Source organism: Reyranella massiliensis 521 (assembly GCF_000312425.1).
Classification (GTDB): Bacteria; Pseudomonadota; Alphaproteobacteria; order Reyranellales; family Reyranellaceae; genus Reyranella; species Reyranella massiliensis.
The window spans coordinates 5,674,942-5,689,445 of the sequence record NZ_HE997181.1 but is presented as its reverse complement, the minus strand read 5'-3'; the positions used below and the strand labels follow the sequence as shown (position 1 = coordinate 5,689,445).

15 protein-coding genes are annotated in these 14,504 nt (G+C 66.6%); 3 read left to right on the top strand and 12 right to left on the bottom strand.

Features of this window, described 5'->3' with window-relative positions:
• Nucleotides 1-15: 15 nt before the first annotated feature.
• The 7 genes from trpA to BN60_RS27775 are packed head-to-tail and all read right to left on the bottom strand — an operon-like array spanning nucleotide 16 to nucleotide 6,628.
• Nucleotides 16-852, bottom strand: coding sequence for a tryptophan synthase subunit alpha (gene trpA, locus BN60_RS27805; RefSeq protein WP_043287060.1), 837 nt, complete (start codon nucleotides 850-852; stop codon nucleotides 16-18).
• On the bottom strand, nucleotides 849-2,063 hold the full coding sequence (gene trpB / locus BN60_RS27800) for a tryptophan synthase subunit beta (RefSeq protein WP_020699474.1): 1,215 nt from the start codon (nucleotides 2,061-2,063) through the stop codon (nucleotides 849-851). Before trpB ends, trpA begins: the two co-directional genes overlap by 4 nt.
• 58 nt (nucleotides 2,064-2,121) lie before the next feature.
• Nucleotides 2,122-2,673 carry an Atu1372/SO_1960 family protein gene (locus BN60_RS27795; protein WP_020699473.1) on the bottom strand — a complete coding sequence of 184 codons (552 nt, stop codon included), beginning with the start codon at nucleotides 2,671-2,673 and terminating at the stop codon, nucleotides 2,122-2,124.
• A gap of 10 nt (nucleotides 2,674-2,683) precedes the next feature.
• A complete protein-coding gene (locus tag BN60_RS27790) occupies nucleotides 2,684-3,322 on the bottom strand; it encodes a phosphoribosylanthranilate isomerase (RefSeq protein ID WP_020699472.1) in 639 nt (212 codons plus the stop codon).
• On the bottom strand, nucleotides 3,319-4,071 hold the full coding sequence (gene pyrF / locus BN60_RS27785; protein ID WP_020699471.1) for an orotidine-5'-phosphate decarboxylase: 753 nt from the start codon (nucleotides 4,069-4,071) through the stop codon (nucleotides 3,319-3,321). The genes BN60_RS27790 and pyrF overlap by 4 nt, the downstream gene beginning before the upstream one ends.
• Before the next feature lie 38 nt (nucleotides 4,072-4,109).
• Nucleotides 4,110-5,594, bottom strand: coding sequence for a glycerol kinase GlpK (gene glpK / locus BN60_RS27780; protein ID WP_020699470.1), 1,485 nt, complete (start codon nucleotides 5,592-5,594; stop codon nucleotides 4,110-4,112).
• 14 nt (nucleotides 5,595-5,608) lie between these two features.
• The gene (locus BN60_RS27775; RefSeq protein WP_020699469.1) at nucleotides 5,609-6,628 is read right to left on the bottom strand and encodes a polyprenyl synthetase family protein; all 1,020 of its coding nucleotides are present in this window, start codon (nucleotides 6,626-6,628) and stop codon (nucleotides 5,609-5,611) included.
• Between the two features lie 54 nt (nucleotides 6,629-6,682).
• Between BN60_RS27775 and BN60_RS27770 the strand changes: the two genes are divergently transcribed.
• Genes BN60_RS27770 through BN60_RS27760 form a run of 3 tightly spaced genes read left to right on the top strand, consistent with a single transcriptional unit; the run spans nucleotide 6,683 to nucleotide 8,766 of the window.
• Complete coding sequence (locus BN60_RS27770; RefSeq protein ID WP_043284412.1) at nucleotides 6,683-7,420, top strand: tRNA1(Val) (adenine(37)-N6)-methyltransferase; 738 nt, start codon at nucleotides 6,683-6,685, stop codon at nucleotides 7,418-7,420.
• A 40-nt stretch (nucleotides 7,421-7,460) separates the two neighbouring features.
• The gene (locus BN60_RS27765) at nucleotides 7,461-8,288 is read left to right on the top strand and encodes a S49 family peptidase (RefSeq protein WP_043284410.1); all 828 of its coding nucleotides are present in this window, start codon (nucleotides 7,461-7,463) and stop codon (nucleotides 8,286-8,288) included.
• A 10-nt stretch (nucleotides 8,289-8,298) separates the two neighbouring features.
• Nucleotides 8,299-8,766: a YybH family protein gene (locus tag BN60_RS27760; RefSeq protein WP_020699466.1), complete on the top strand. Its 468-nt coding sequence runs from the start codon at nucleotides 8,299-8,301 to the stop codon at nucleotides 8,764-8,766.
• Here the strand turns inward: BN60_RS27760 and sugE are convergent.
• From sugE to BN60_RS27735, 5 genes are all read right to left on the bottom strand, one after another.
• Nucleotides 8,763-9,083, bottom strand: a complete 321-nt coding sequence (sugE, locus tag BN60_RS27755) for a quaternary ammonium compound efflux SMR transporter SugE (RefSeq protein ID WP_020699465.1) — start codon at nucleotides 9,081-9,083, stop codon at nucleotides 8,763-8,765. The two genes, BN60_RS27760 and sugE, sit on opposite strands and share 4 nt — an antisense overlap.
• Nucleotides 9,084-9,255: 172 nt before the next feature.
• A complete protein-coding gene (locus BN60_RS27750) occupies nucleotides 9,256-10,191 on the bottom strand; it encodes an N-carbamoyl-D-amino-acid hydrolase (protein ID WP_020699464.1) in 936 nt (311 codons plus the stop codon).
• Nucleotides 10,192-10,246: 55 nt separating this feature from the next.
• Nucleotides 10,247-12,880 (bottom strand): hypothetical protein, encoded by a 2,634-nt coding sequence (locus BN60_RS27745; RefSeq protein ID WP_148283541.1) that lies wholly within the window; start codon nucleotides 12,878-12,880, stop codon nucleotides 10,247-10,249.
• 78 nt (nucleotides 12,881-12,958) lie between these two features.
• Nucleotides 12,959-13,780 carry an NAD-dependent epimerase/dehydratase family protein gene (locus tag BN60_RS27740; RefSeq protein WP_020699462.1) on the bottom strand — a complete coding sequence of 274 codons (822 nt, stop codon included), beginning with the start codon at nucleotides 13,778-13,780 and terminating at the stop codon, nucleotides 12,959-12,961.
• A complete protein-coding gene (locus BN60_RS27735) occupies nucleotides 13,767-14,501 on the bottom strand; it encodes a FadR/GntR family transcriptional regulator (protein WP_020699461.1) in 735 nt (244 codons plus the stop codon). The genes BN60_RS27740 and BN60_RS27735 overlap by 14 nt, the downstream gene beginning before the upstream one ends.
• Between the last annotated feature and the right edge of the window lie 3 nt (nucleotides 14,502-14,504).

Sequence of the window (14,504 nt, the reverse complement as noted above, 5' to 3'; positions counted from 1 at the left end):
TCAGATGCTGGCCGCTCAGGCCTTCCGCACGCCGCGCACACCGTCCGCCAGGGCCTTGATGTAGGCGAAAACACCCGGCACCAGGTCGGGCTTGGCCTTGCCATTGTCGTCGAGGCCCGCCTTCACACGGTCGACGATGGCGGAGCCCACCACCGCGGCATCGGCATGGCGGGCAATGGCAGCGGCCTGATCCGGCGTCTTGATGCCGAAGCCCACGCCCACCGGCAGCTTGGTGTGGCGCTTGATGCGCTCGACATGCGTGCGCACGGCCTCTTCGGACGCCGACTTGGTGCCGGTGATGCCGAGCACCGAGACGAAATAGACGAAGCCGGAAGAATATTTCAGCACGGCCGGCAGGCGCTTGTCGTCGGTCGTCGGTGCCGTCAGCAGTACGGTGTCGAGGCCGTTGGCGACCGCATGGGGCTTCAGCTCGTCGGCTTCCTCCGGCGGCAGATCGACCAGGATGAAGCCGTCGATGCCGGCGGCAGCGGCCTCCTTGCAGAAGCGTTCGGCACCGCGCTGGTAGACCAGGTTGTAGTAGCCCATCAGCAGGATCGGCGTGTCGTTGTCGCCGGTCTCCTTGCGGAAGCGGCGCACCATATCGAAGGTCGCATCGACCGTGATGCCGGCCTTCAGCGCCCGCTGACCGGCAAGCTGGATCGACGGGCCATCGGCCATCGGATCGGTGAACGGCATGCCGAGTTCGATCAGGTCGGCACCTGCCGCCGGCAGGCCCTTCAGGATCTGGTAGCCGACGTCGATATTGGGGTCGCCGGCGGTGACATAGGTCACGAGGCCGGCGCGCTTGTCGGCCTTGAGCTGGGCGAAGCGCTTCTCGATGCGGCTCATCAGATCTTCACTCCCAGACGCTCGGCGATCTGCGGCACGTCCTTGTCGCCGCGCCCCGAGAGGTTCATCACCAGGAGATTGTCCTTGGGCAGGCTCGGCGCGAGTTTGAGCGTGTGCGCCAGCGCGTGCGACGATTCGAGGGCAGGGATGATGCCTTCGAGCTTGCAGAGAAGCTGGAACGCCTCGACCGCCTCGTCGTCGGTCGCCGAGACGTACTCGACGCGCCCCTGCTCCTTGAGCCACGAATGCTCGGGTCCGATTCCCGGATAGTCGAGACCGGCCGAGATCGAATGCGCCTCGGTGATCTGGCCTTCCTTGTCCTGCAAAAGATAGGTGCGATTGCCGTGCAGCACGCCGGGACGTCCGCCGGTCAGCGACGCGGCATGCTCGCCACTGTCGATGCCGCGCCCGGCCGCTTCGACGCCGATGATACGCACGCCCGAATCGTCGAGGAAGGGATGGAACAGGCCCATCGCATTCGAGCCGCCGCCGATGCAGGCTACCAGCGTGTCGGGCAACCGGCCCTCGGCTTCCATCATCTGCTTGCGCACTTCGTCGCCGATCACGCACTGGAAGTCGCGGACCATCGCCGGATAAGGATGCGGCCCGGCCACCGTGCCGATGCAGTAGAAAGTCGTCTCGCAGGTCGCGACCCAGTCGCGCAGCGCCTCGTTCATCGCATCCTTGAGCGTGGCGGCGCCCGCCTTCACCGGACGCACTTCCGCGCCCAGCATCTTCATACGGAACACGTTGGGCGCCTGACGGTCGACGTCAACGGAGCCCATGAACACGACACAGGGGATGTCGAACAGCGCGCAGGCGGTCGCCGTGGCGACACCGTGCTGGCCCGCGCCCGTCTCGGCGATCACGCGGGTCTTGCCCATGCGCTTGGCCAGCAGCACCTGGCCCAGCACGTTGTTGATCTTGTGGCTGCCCGTGTGGTTCAGCTCGTCGCGCTTCAGGTAGATCTTGGCGCCGCCCAGCTTCTTGGTCAGCCGCTCGGCGTAGTAGAGCGGGCTCGGCCGGCCGGCATACTGCGTCAGGAGATACTTCAGCTCGCCCTGGAACTGCGGGTCGACCTTGGCCTCATTGTAGGCCTTCTCCAGCTCGAGAATCAGCGGCATCAGCGTTTCGGCGACGTAGCGGCCGCCAAAAAGGCCGAAATGCCCGCGTTCATCAGGGCCGGTGCGGAAACTGTTAGGCGAAGGGGACATGGCTCTTCCTGTCGGGGACCGGCGGACTTAGCAGCCCCGACAGGGGTGGTCAAAAGCCCTAGTTCTTCTTTTTCTTGGCAGCTTTCTTCTTGGCCTTGGGCGCAGCCTTGCGCTTGGCCGCCGGCTTGGTGGCGGCGCGGCGGGCGGGGACATCCTCGACCTCGAGGATCACCTCGATCTCCACCGGAATACCGCGCGGTAGCGAGGCCATACCGACCGCCGACCGCGCGTGGCGGCCGCGCTCGCCGAACACCGAGACGAAGAGATCGGAACAGCCGTTGATCACCTCGGGCTGATGACCGAAATCCGGGACGGCGTTGACCATACCCAACACCTTGACGATGCGCTTCACGCGGTCGAGGTCGCCCAGCTCGGCCTTCATGGCCGCGATGAGGCTGAGACCGACGGAGCGGGCATGCTCATAGGCCTCCTCGACAGTGAAATCGCTGCCGACCTTGCCGACCGGCAGCGGGTGGCCCGGCTGGCCCGGCCCCTTGCCCGCCATGTAGAGCAGGTTGCCGGTACGCACGGCGTTCACGTAGCTGCCCATCGGCGTCGTGGGCTTGGCGAGCTCGATGCCGAGCTCCTTCAATCGCTTCTCGACCTTCATGTCTCTCCCCTCAGAGCGCCTTGACCCTGTCGAGGAAGGCGCGAATCAACTCGATTGATTTCACACCTCGACTGGCTTCGACGCCAGAAGAAACGTCGACGGCCGGCGCTCCCGTAACGCGCGCCGCGTCGGCGACATTGTCGGGCGTGAGACCACCGGCGAGAAGCCACGGCAGAGGCACCTTGCGGCCCGACAGGATCGTCCAGTCGAAGGATTTGGCATTGCCGCCGGGCAAGGTGCCGTCGGCGGCATCGAACATCAGCCGATCGGCCACGCCGGCATAGGCCGCAATGCCCCGCTCGACATCCTCGGGGCGTGCGACCTTGATGGCCTTCATCACCTGCTTGCCGGTGCGTGCCCTGAGCGCCGCCACGCGCTCCGGCGTCTCCGATCCGTGGAGCTGGAGCATGTCGATGGCGCCGGTCGCCAGGCGCTCGTCGATCAGCACATCGTCGGGATCGACGAACAGGCCGACGCGCCCGACGCTCGCGGGCACCCTCGCCCCCAACGCCTTCAGGAGATCGAGCGAGCCAATGTGGCGGGGCGACTTGGGGAACGTGACGAAGCCCACCCAGCGGGCACCGGCCTGGACCGCGGCATCGAGCGTTTCCGGCGTCGAGAGCCCGCAGATCTTGGCCTCGACGGTCATAGGTCGTTGACGCCGGCTTCGCGCGCGATGGCTTCCGCCGCGGCGCGCGGATCGGCCGCCTGATAGATCGGCCGGCCTACCACGAGATGGCTGGCGCCGAGATCGACCGCCTGACGCGGCGTCATCGCCCGCTTCTGGTCGTCGGCGGCACTCCCGACAGGCCGAATGCCGGGCACCATCAGCACGAACGCCGGGCCGCATTTCTTGCGCAGGGCCACGATCTCGTGCGGCGAGCAGATCGCGCCGTCGAGTCCGCTCTCCTGTGCCAAGGCCGCGAGCCGCAGCACCTGATCCGACGGATCGGCGTCGATGCCGGTCGCTTCGAGGTCGGATCGGTCGAGCGAGGTCAGCACCGTGACCCCCAGCAGCTTCGGCCGCGGCACATTGAGCCTGGCCGCCTGCGCACCGGCCTCTTCGACGGCGGCCTTCATCATCTCCCGGCCGCCGCTGGCGTGGATGGTGATGTAGGTCGGCGCCAGCTCGACGACGGCACGGATACCGCCGGCCACGGTGTTGGGAATATCGTGCAGCTTGAGGTCGAGGAAGAAGCCGACTCCGGTCGCGCGTACCGGCACAGGAAAGGCATAGCGAACGCCCGGCGCACCATGGGCGAGGAAAAACTCAAGCCCCAGCTTGATGCCGCCAACGGCCGGCTTGGGCCCGCCGGCAATGCTCTGAATGAGCTTGGCGGCCTGGGCAAGGTCGGTGGTATCGATACTGCTGTAGACGGGATTCGAAGGGGCTTTCATGGCGCCGGCAACCTAATGGCCGGGCCACCGGGCAGCAATCAGGAACTACGCACCCGGCGCACGGCATCCTTCCAGCCGGCATAGCGGCGGTCGCGCGAAATCGTGTCTTCGGCGGGCTTGAAAGCCCGGTCGAGCACCCAGGTCTTGGATAGCGCCTCCAGCGAGGGCCAGAGCCCTGTCGCCAGCCCCGCCAGGAACGCCGCGCCCAGGGCGGTGGTCTCCGTCACCTGCGGCCGCTCCACCGGCGCACCGACTGTATCCGCCAGCCGCTGCATCAGCGGGTCGTTCACGACCATGCCGCCATCGACCCTCAGGTCGTCGATCTGCGCCCCGTCGGCGCGCATCGCCTCCACCAGATCGCGGGTCTGGTAGCACACCGAATCGAGGGTGGCGGCGGCGATCTCGCCGGGACCCGAATCGCGCGTCAGGCCCAGGATCGCGCCACGCGCTTCGGCATCCCAGTAGGGCGCACCGAGGCCCACGAAGGCTGGTACCATGTAGACGCCATGGGCATCCTTGGCGCCGCGCGCCAGCGCCTCGACATCCGCCGACTTGCTGATGAGGCGAAGCCCGTCGCGCAGCCATTGCACGGCGGCACCCGCGATGAAGATGCTGCCTTCCAGCGCATAGGTCCGCCGCCCGCCGATCTGATAGGCGATGGTCGTGAGCAGCCGCGACCGCGAATGCATGGCCAGGCTGCCGGTGTTCAGGAGCGCGAAGCAGCCCGTACCGTAGGTCGCCTTGACCATGCCGGGGCGGATGCAGGCCTGGCCCACGGTGGCCGCCTGCTGATCGCCAGCCATGCCCAGGATCGGCACCGGCGCGCCGATGATGTCGGCTGTGGTAACGCCCAGCTCACCCGAACAATCGACGACCTGCGGCAGCAGCGACGCCGGCACATGCAGGAGCTGCATCAGCTCCGGGTCCCAGGCGCCCTTGCGGATATCGAGGAGCAAAGAGCGGCTGGCGTTGGTGGCGTCGCTCGCATGGACCTTGCCGCCGGTCAGGCGCCACAGCAGGAAGCACTCGATGGTGCCTGCCGCGAGTGCGCCCTTCTCCGCCGCCGCGCGAGCCCCTGCGACATGATCCAGGATCCACTCGATCTTGGTGCCGGCGAAATACGGATCGAGCAGCAGGCCGGTGCGGTCGGAGAAGATCTTCTCGTGCCCCGCCTGCTTCAGCGCCTGGCAGCGCTCGGCGGTGCGGCGGTCCTGCCAGACGATGGCATTGTGGACCGGCTTGCCGGTCGCGCGATCCCACACGACCGTGGTCTCGCGCTGATTGGTGATGCCGATGCCGGCCAGCGCCGACGCGTCGAGCTTCGCCTTGGCGAGGGCGCCGCGGCAGACCTCGACCGTGGCCGACCAGATCTCCTCCGGATCGTGCTCGACCCAGCCGGGCCGCGGAAAAATCTGCGGCAGTTCCTTCTGCGCCGAGGCAACCGGATGGCCAGTAGCATCGAAGACGATGGCGCGGGTGCTGGTCGTGCCCTGGTCGATGGCAAGGATATGACGGCCGGCCATCGCGTGCCCTGGTGCTAGTGGGCGCGATCGATAGCGAAATCGACCGCTTCGAGCAGAGCGGCCTTGAGCGGCGACGCGGGAAAGAGGCCGAGCCCGTCGCGCGCCATGGCGCCGTAGTGGCGCGCCCGCTCCAGCGTGTCGGCCAATGCGCCGTGACGCTCGATCAAGGTCTGGGCCTGTTCGAGGTCACCGTCGCGCTGATCCAGCTTCTCGATAGTGCGCTTCCAGAATTCGCGATCGACCGCGCCACCGCGCAGGAAGGCCAGGATCACCGGCAGGGTGATCTTGCCTTCGCGGAAATCGTCCCCGACCGACTTGCCGAGCTTGGCTTCGCGGCCGGAATAGTCGAGCGCATCGTCGACGAGCTGGAAGGCAATGCCGAGATTCATGCCGAAGCTCTCGAGCGCCACCCGCTCCGGCCCGTTGCGGCCGGCCACCATCGCGCCGACCTCGGCCGCCGCGGCGAACAGCTTGGCCGTCTTGGCCTTGATCACTTCGAGATAGGTCGACTCGGGCGTACTGATGTCGCGCTGGCTGACAAGCTGCAGCACCTCGCCCTCGGCGATGGTCGAAGAGGCGCGCGACAGCACGCCCAGGATGTCGAGCGAGCCGACATCGACCATCAGCTCGAAGGAGCGCGTGAACAGGAAATCGCCCACCAGTACCGACGCCTTGTCGCCCCACACGGTATTAGCCGACGGCTTGCCGCGCCGAAGCGCGCTCACATCGACAACGTCGTCATGCAGAAGCGTCGCCGAATGGATGAACTCGACGCAGGTCGCGAGCTTGATGTGGCGGTCGCTGCCGTCCTGAAAGCCGCAGAGCCGTGCGGCCGCCACCGTGAGCAGCGGACGCATGCGCTTGCCGCCGGCACCGACCAGGTGATTGGCAAGCTCGGGAATCAGCGCAACCGGCGAACGCATGCGTGCCAGGATCTCGCGATCGACCTGAACCATGTCATCGGCGCAGAGCGACAGCAGCGGTTCGAGACTCGGCGCCTTGCGCTTGCCTTCGAGAGAGACGACGGTTGCCATGACGCGAGATTAACTCTCCGGTAGAGCCTGATTGTTGCGACACGATGTCGTGAGATGATCCCTAGCATGGAAATGCAGTCGACAGAAAACGCTCTCCTGGGCGGCCGGGTACGCTTGTTGCAGCCGAGTCGGGGGTATCGGATTGCCGTCGACGCGGTTCTGCTGGCTGCTGCGGTCGAGGCTCGGGCCGGCGAGCGCGTTCTCGATCTCGGCGCCGGCGTTGCCGCCGTGGGGCTTTGCCTGGCTGCGCGCGTGCCCGATTGCACGATTGTGGGCATCGAACTGCAACCTGCCCTGGCCGCGCTGGCCAGTCGGAATGCCGCCCTGAACGACGCCGGCGAGCGCGTGCAGACACTGGTGCACGACCTCGCCGACCCGCTGCCGGGCGATCTCGGCCTCTTCGACCATGTTGCGACCAACCCGCCCTATCTGGCGGCTGCCGTCGCGGATCCATCGCCCGACCCCAGCAAGGCACTGGCGACCGTCGAATCGAGCGCCGATCTTGCACGCTGGCTCGAGGTAGCGACCGGCGCGCTGAAACCCGCAGGGACCCTGATCGCAATCCACCGCAGCGACCGCCTGGAGGAGATCGTCGGTCACCTCGCGGCATTGGGCTGGGGCGACGTTACGGTGAAGCGTCTGCCGCCTGCGGCGCGCGTGCTGGTCCGCGCCCGACGCGCCGACCGATTGCTTCGGACCGAGGCGCCGCCGCTCCTCCTGCATCGCGCATCGGGCGGCTACACCGACGAGGCTGAGGCCGTGCTGCGTCACGCGCAACCGCTCCCGTTCTAGGGCGCTTGCCTTCCCGTCCGGCCGCCGCGACAGTGCCGCCATGCTGAATTGGATCAGGGATCGCTTTCGCCGCGGGCCGGTCGTGCCTGTCGTTCGTCTTTCAGGCGTGATCGCATCGGGAGGGATGCTCGGTGGCCGCAGCCTGTCGATCGAATCGGTCGCGCCGCTGCTCAAGCGCGCCTTCGACATGCGCGGCGCCAAGGCGGTCGCGATCGCGCTGAACTCGCCCGGCGGCTCGCCGGTCCAGTCGTCCCTGATCGCCCAGCGCATTCGCCTGCATGCCGCCGAGAAGGGCCTGCCGGTGGTGGCCTTCGTCGAGGATGTCGCCGCATCGGGCGGCTACTGGATCGCCTGCGCCGCCGACGAGATCGTCGTCGACCCCAGTTCGATCGTGGGTTCCATCGGCGTGATCAGCGCCGGCTTCGGCTTCCAGGACCTGCTGGCCCGCATCGGCGTCGAGCGCCGCCTGCACACATCCGGCGAGCGCAAGTCGATGCTCGATCCGTTCCGGCCCGAGCAGGAAGAGGATGTCGACCGGCTGAAGCGCCTGCAGGCCGAGATCCACGACGGCTTCAAGGGCTGGGTGCGCGAGCGTCGCGGCAAGCTACTGCGTGGCGACGAGAGTCTCCTGTTCTCGGGCGAGTTCTGGACCGGCAAGCGCGGCCTTGAACTCGGTCTGGCCGACGGCATGGGCGAGCTGCGTGCCACGCTGCAGGCGCGCTACGGCGACAAGGTGCGGCTGCCGGTAATTGGCCCGCGACGCCGCCTCCTGTCTCGCTTCGGCCTGCGGGCCGGACTGGAAGACATCGGTCCCTCGACCCTTGCTGCGGTCGAGGAGCGCTGGCACTGGCAGAGGTACGGACTTTAGGAGGCCTGAGATGAATCTTCGTTCGCCCGTGCATCCCGACGATCTCGCCGCCGTGCGCGCCTGGTTCGACACGCTGTCGAAGCACTGCCGTGCCGTCGACTACGAGGGTGCACGTCCGATCTTTGCCGAGGACATGATCGCCTTCGGCACCTTTACCGATTTCATGATCGGCCGCGACCTTGCCGAGCAGAAGCAGTGGCGCAACGTGTGGGGCACGATCCGCGAGTTCCGCTACGACCTCGACAAGATCGAAGCGATCGTCTCCGCCGACCGGCTCACTGCCGTCGGCATGGGCGTGTGGCAATCCGACGGCTACCATCCCAACGGCGACAGGTTCGACCGTCCAGGCCGCACGACGACCGTCATGGGTCGCAAGGCGGTGGGCGATCCGTTTGTGGCCACCCACACGCACATGTCGTTGTTCCGCGGCACGCCCGACCGGAGCTACGGCAAGTTTGCCCGCAGCGCCGTGGTCTAGACCGCGCTCGTGAACTTCAGGCCGATGATGCCGGCGACGATCAGCCCGATCGACGCCAACCGAGCAATGTCGGTCGACTCGCCGAACAGGAAGATGCCGAGGATCGCCGTACCGACGGCCCCGATCCCCGTCCACACCGCATAGCCTGTACCGACCGGCAGCGTCTTCAGCGCAATGCCCAGCAGGACGATGCTCACGAGCATCGCCACGCCTGTCAAAACAGACGGCACGAGGCGGGAAAAGCCATCGGTATATTTCAGGCCGATCGCCCAGCCGATCTCGCAGAGACCGGCAATGAAAAGAATCAACCAAGCCATCGGACGCACCCTTTGCAAGAAGTCGGGCCGTCCCGACACTTGCCCAATGATGGCGAGGTCGTCCCCGCCGGGCGCGCACTCAGGTAATCAATAGATCGAGCGATAGCAAGGCGTTACACCGCGGTAACCTCAGCTGGTCCCGGCCAGGCAATCGATTGCACGGCTCGGCGTCTTAGGCGGGATCGATGGCGCCCTTGCGGTCGACGATCAGGCGGTACTGATCGGGCTGGCGATGGACGGCGAAGTTGAAGGTGGTCGTCTTGTAGCTCCTGCCGGCATCGAGGTCGCAGCGATGCACCACCAGCTCGTCGCCGTCTCCGGCAGCCCGCGCGACCACCTTGCCGGATGGCGCCACGATCATGCTGTCGGCCAGCGACGGCACGCCCTCCTCGGCGCCACCCTTGGCGACACCGACGACCCAGGTGCCGTTCTGATAGGCCCCGGCCTGCATGGAGAGCTGGTTGTGGAACCAGGAATGCTCGTCGTGGTCGGGTGCTGGCGCGTTGTGCAGCGGCGTGTTGTAGCCCAGCAGCACCATCTCGACATTCTGCAGGCCCATCACGCGATAGGTCTCCGGCCAGCGGCGGTCGTTGCAGATGCACATGCCCATGTTGCCGCCGAACGCCTTCACGACCGGGAAGCCGAGATTGCCGACCTCGAAGTAGCGTTTCTCCAGATGCTGGAACGGCCGTTCGGGTTCGTGCTCGACATGGCCCGGCAGATGGATCTTGCGGTACTTGCCGACGATGCCTCCGTCGCGCTCGACCAGGATCGAGGTGTTGAAGCGGCGCACCTTGCCATCTTCGTTCGCGAGTTCGGCATAGCCCAGGCAGAAGCCCATCGCGAGACGCCTCGCCTCGTTGAAAAGCGGCGCCGTCTCGTTCGAGGGCATCTCCTGCTCGAAGAAGGAATCGATCTCCGTCTGATCCGCCATCCACCAGCGCGGAAAGAACGTCGTCAGGGTGAGCTCGGGAAAGACCACGAGTTCGCAGCCCATGCGCTTGGCCTCGCGCAGATGGGCGACCAGCCGCTCCACCACGTCGCGGCGCGTATGGTTGCGCTGAATGGGACCCATCTGCGCGGCGCCGACAGTCAGAAAACGCGTCATCGTTACCGTCATCCTCGTATGGCGGCTCCCGCCGCCGATAACGGGCACTCTACGGCTAACGGAGCGGCGCGGGCCACCTCTTCCCGCAGTCGAGGCGAGCGGCCTCTTCGGCTTCGGCACTGCTCATGGGGCGCGTCCGGCTTTGTGTGGCCGGATCGAGGACGCCGACCGCCTTCGTGAGGTACAGGCACAGCCTGAAGAACTCCGAGGCATTCGAGCACTGATCCTTGTCGATGGCCTCCAGTGTCGCCTTGTCGACCGCCGCGTTTCCGGCAGGTGCGCGTTGGGGGTCGCGCTCGCCGCGCAAGCCCGTCATGATCCGCAGCACATCCCAGGACGAGCCGGAGTCGTGCCAGCTCATGGTCGGGCCTTTGCGGCCCTGTATGCGACATTGCCGGAAGTGGAAGAACGGCACCTGGTAGCGCTCGCCGATCTGTGCGCGCAGCGCCTCCTCGCCTAATCTCGGATGCAGGTTGTCGTAGGTGGAATAGAAGAGGTCCCGAGTGCGGTCGAACAGCGTCGCCACGGCAGACTCGCCGCGCGCGACGCGACCGCCATAGAGCGCACGCAAGGGATCGATGACGACGGACGAACTCTCGAGCGTCGGCGTCGGGCATTCGTCGCGGCGATTGCCCGGCGAGAGAGCGACGGTAGCACCCTGATCGCAGTCCGGGATCACCGTCTTGCGGCTCGTCCGCACGATCGATTCCGAAGCAAGGATCGGATCGAGAGACGGATCGCTGCTGATCACGATGACGAAGGGCAGGATCGGCCTCTTCACGAAGCCCGCCGCCGTAGACTGCGACTCCGAGATGCGCGAGCCGAGATAGCGAAGGGTCTCGTCCGCGGTGGCGGCGCCGAAATTTTCGAACAGTCCGCCGTCCGTGACTCGCGCCACCAGCATTTCCTGGCCATTCACCTTTCGGCGCATCCCTCCCGTCGGCGAGATGCCGGGAAAACGCGCACTCATCGTCACGGCCGTACTGATCGGAATATCCTCGTTGAGGAACCGGAAGGTCTCGTAGCGGGTATCGGGCTGGGAGACGGTCCGCGCGACGTCGAGATTGCCGGCAGGGTCGGAGACCTGAAACTCCGCATTCGACGTGATGATGCGCTTGCCCTTTGCGACAGATGTCCCGTTCAGCGCCAAGATCGGCCAGTTGCGATCGTTGGCGCGGAATGTCTTCGTGAACCCGTCGCTCCAGTCGAATCTGCGCGGCTTCTCCGCTTCCGCCGACTCCCGCCAGGCCTGTTCCCAGGCCATCTCCAGCGCTGTCGCCCGGTCAAGCGGCCGGCCGGACTGGCCAAGAAACGACACCGCGCTCATCGGCAAATCGACGTACATGCCGACGCCGAGCGCCGGGCCGAGAAAATCGCTTTCGAGGAAGTTCGCCGACTGCCTGGGAGCGTCGAGAAGAAACGACGAGCCGCGGCCTCCGACAGCGAGCCGGTCTTCCTCGACGAGCGAACGGAACACCGTGGCGCCCAGTGACCCGCCGGAGACGCCGCTGATCAGAAACACGCGCTCGGCGAAGTGCCGTTCGCGTGCCGCCAGCTCGCCCAGCACCAGCGACGTCCAGAACGCCGCCCGGCTGGCACCGCCGGCCGCGGCGACCATGATCAAAGGCGGGACGCGCACGTCATCCGGGTCGCGCACCTCGCCGTCGGCCACCGCCGGTTCATGCAGGGACGCAACCATGTCGGGTTCGGTGTTCGCATCCCACCATCTCAGAAACACTTCCTTGAGGGCGAACTTCGATCGAGTCCCCGCAGAGTCCGCCGGCCGGCCGGGCGCCTCGAACTTGGCGCATTTCTCGCCATCGCACAGCCGGACATCGTGATAGTCGCCGGCAATCTCCGGCACAAAGGCGAGCAACAGCAGAACCGTGGCGAACAGCGGCAGTTTGGTATAGGCCGACAGGAGAACGATGAAGCTGAGAGCTGGCGTGATGAGCGCCAGTCCAACGAGCACGACGTTGACGCTGTTGCCGAACAGCCTGGATGTGCCGACCGGATCGGTGGCGAACAGGTAGAAGAAGACGGGCGACGCGGCCAACGAAACTGCCAGCACGAACCAGCCCAATCCGAGCGAAAGGCCCGACGCGATCCGCGCCAGCTTCGTGCCGGTGCCCATGCGCTGGCGCACCTTGCTGTTCAGGCCACGGCGTATCCACACCAGCAGCAGAAAGACGACCGCCACCAGCGCAATACCCCAGGCATAGCGCTCGTAGACGGCGGCCTCCTTGAGCGCATGGGCATCGCGATAGGCTGCATGGCCGGACTCGAAGGTGAGTGCCACGCAGCCGATGCTGGCAAAGCCGATCAGGCGTGGCGTCCATTCGCAAACCCAAGCATGCCAGGTCTTGCGCCATTCGGGATCGTCCGGGCCGGGCCGCAGGTAGACGGCGAAGTCGGCATCCAGGATGATTCGCGACCAGTACCAACTGGTGATGGCCCACGACAGGACGACCATCAGCAGGGCAAGCTTGGTTCCCAGGGAACTGCCGGGATCGACGCTGGCCAGCACCATGTCCCGGGCCTGGTCGGTGAACACCAGCAACGCGCCGCCGACGACGAGGGCCAGCAGCGCGGCGCGGCAGGCGTAGAGCGTGGCGGCAACCACGCGCACCGCCCACCATCCCGAAGCGGCAACGCCGAGCACCTTGTCCCAGAATTGACCGCCCGGCATGCCACGCCCCGCTTCGGCAAGCGCCAATCAATCGCGAGTTGAACTGGGGCTTATTTCATCGCGGTCGTCGCAGGGCCGTCAAGGCCCTGCGCGCTTCACGTCGTTGGTGAATTCGGCGGAGCAGAAAGTACCGCCCTGGAAAAGATCGCCCACGGGGTCGGGGCCGATCTTCGCCTGTTCCGCTTCGGCGTGCGCCCGGTGATCCTCCGACTTGGCCGTCGGGCGATAGCCGAGTTCGGTGGCGCGGGAATTGTCCCACCAGCCCGCAGCATTGTCGGAGGCGCCGTAGAGGATCTCGAACCGGATGTCGGGATGCTCCAGCCCAATGCGGATGAGCTGCACGATGTCCTCGGGCGAGATCCAGATCGAAAGCCGGCGCACGTCGAGCGGCTTGGGACCGACATTGCCGATCCGGAGGCAGGTCACGGCCATGCCGTGCTTGTCGGAATAGAGCGCCCCCAGCGCCTCGCCGAAGGCCTTGCTGACGCCGTAACGGCTGTCGGGCCGCACCGTGACGTTCGGCCCGATCCGGCGCTTGCGCGGATAGAAGCCGATCGCATGGTTGGACGAGGCGAAGATCAGCCGTTTCACGCCGGCCGCGCGCGCGGCCTCGAATATGTTGTAGCAGCCGATGATGTTGGATTGCAGGATCGTGTCCCACGGCCCTTCGACCGAGAAACCGCCGAGATGGATGACGCTGTCGACGCCCTTCACCGCGGCCGCGACTTCGTCCGGCTTCGTGAGGTCGGCGGCAATGAAAGTCTCCGTCGGCAGCAGGTCCTTGGGCTCGACCCTGTCGCTCAGCACCAGCCCGGGATAGAGCTTGGCCAGCATCGGCCGGATCATGGTGCCGATGCCGCCGGCCGCTCCGGTGAACAGGATCTTCCTAGCGTCGGCCATTCTTCATTCCTCCGGCAAGGGTGCGATAGCGCTCCAGCGAGCGCGTCAGGTGCTCGCGCATAGCGCGGCGGGCCTCGGCGGGATCGCCCTCCGAGATGGTAGAAACAATGCGCGCGTGCTCATGCTGGATGCGTTCCAGATAGGTACGTCGCTCGGCCGGCGTGTCGACGCTGAGCCGCACACTCTGGCGCGGGATCACATGGCTGCCGAGATAGGCCAGAAAACGGGGGAACTGGTCGTTGCCGGTCGCCTCGGCGATGGCACGATGGAAGGCGAAATCCTCGGCGACGGCGCCCTCGCCACGCTTCAATGCCGCGTCGATCGACCGCCAGGCCGTACGGATGATGGCGATCTGCCGGCGGGACGCCCGCTCGGTCGCCAGCGCCGCGGCCTCGACTTCGACCGCGAGCCGCAGCTCCATCACCGTAATGATGTCGCCGAGAGCGGCGGCGCCCGAAGCGGCGATACGGAACGGCCCGGCGGCAGGATCGGCGACATAGGCGCCGGAGCCGCGGCGCGTCACCACGAGGCCGTCGGCACGCAGTGCAGCGACCGCCTCGCGCACCACGGTACGGCTCACGCCCAGTTCGGTCGTCAGTGCCTGCTCGGTCGGCAGGCGCGCACCCGGCGCCAGCCGCCCCCCCCGGATGTCTGAGCTCAACCGCGCCATTACCTGCTCGGCCAGATTGTTGGGAGGCCGTTGCCGCTGCTTGTCGGTCATCGG

What these genes read in the sequence shown, in the direction of transcription:
- BN60_RS27765 (WP_043284410.1), top strand. Translation starts at nt 7,461, where the DNA reads ATGCTGAATTGGATCAGGGATCGCTTTCGCCGCGGGCCGGTCGTGCCT.
- BN60_RS27750 (WP_020699464.1), bottom strand. Translation starts at nt 10,191, where the DNA reads ATGACGCGTTTTCTGACTGTCGGCGCCGCGCAGATGGGTCCCATTCAG.
- pyrF (WP_020699471.1), bottom strand. Translation starts at nt 4,071, where the DNA reads ATGAAAGCCCCTTCGAATCCCGTCTACAGCAGTATCGATACCACCGAC.
- BN60_RS27795 (WP_020699473.1), bottom strand. Translation starts at nt 2,673, where the DNA reads ATGAAGGTCGAGAAGCGATTGAAGGAGCTCGGCATCGAGCTCGCCAAG.
- BN60_RS27745 (WP_148283541.1), bottom strand. Translation starts at nt 12,880, where the DNA reads ATGCCGGGCGGTCAATTCTGGGACAAGGTGCTCGGCGTTGCCGCTTCG.
- BN60_RS27760 (WP_020699466.1), top strand. Translation starts at nt 8,299, where the DNA reads ATGAATCTTCGTTCGCCCGTGCATCCCGACGATCTCGCCGCCGTGCGC.
- BN60_RS27770 (WP_043284412.1), top strand. Translation starts at nt 6,683, where the DNA reads ATGATCCCTAGCATGGAAATGCAGTCGACAGAAAACGCTCTCCTGGGC.
- BN60_RS27740 (WP_020699462.1), bottom strand. Translation starts at nt 13,780, where the DNA reads ATGGCCGACGCTAGGAAGATCCTGTTCACCGGAGCGGCCGGCGGCATC.
- glpK (WP_020699470.1), bottom strand. Translation starts at nt 5,594, where the DNA reads ATGGCCGGCCGTCATATCCTTGCCATCGACCAGGGCACGACCAGCACC.
- trpB (WP_020699474.1), bottom strand. Translation starts at nt 2,063, where the DNA reads ATGTCCCCTTCGCCTAACAGTTTCCGCACCGGCCCTGATGAACGCGGG.
- BN60_RS27775 (WP_020699469.1), bottom strand. Translation starts at nt 6,628, where the DNA reads ATGGCAACCGTCGTCTCTCTCGAAGGCAAGCGCAAGGCGCCGAGTCTC.
- BN60_RS27790 (WP_020699472.1), bottom strand. Translation starts at nt 3,322, where the DNA reads ATGACCGTCGAGGCCAAGATCTGCGGGCTCTCGACGCCGGAAACGCTC.
- BN60_RS27735 (WP_020699461.1), bottom strand. Translation starts at nt 14,501, where the DNA reads ATGACCGACAAGCAGCGGCAACGGCCTCCCAACAATCTGGCCGAGCAG.
- sugE (WP_020699465.1), bottom strand. Translation starts at nt 9,083, where the DNA reads ATGGCTTGGTTGATTCTTTTCATTGCCGGTCTCTGCGAGATCGGCTGG.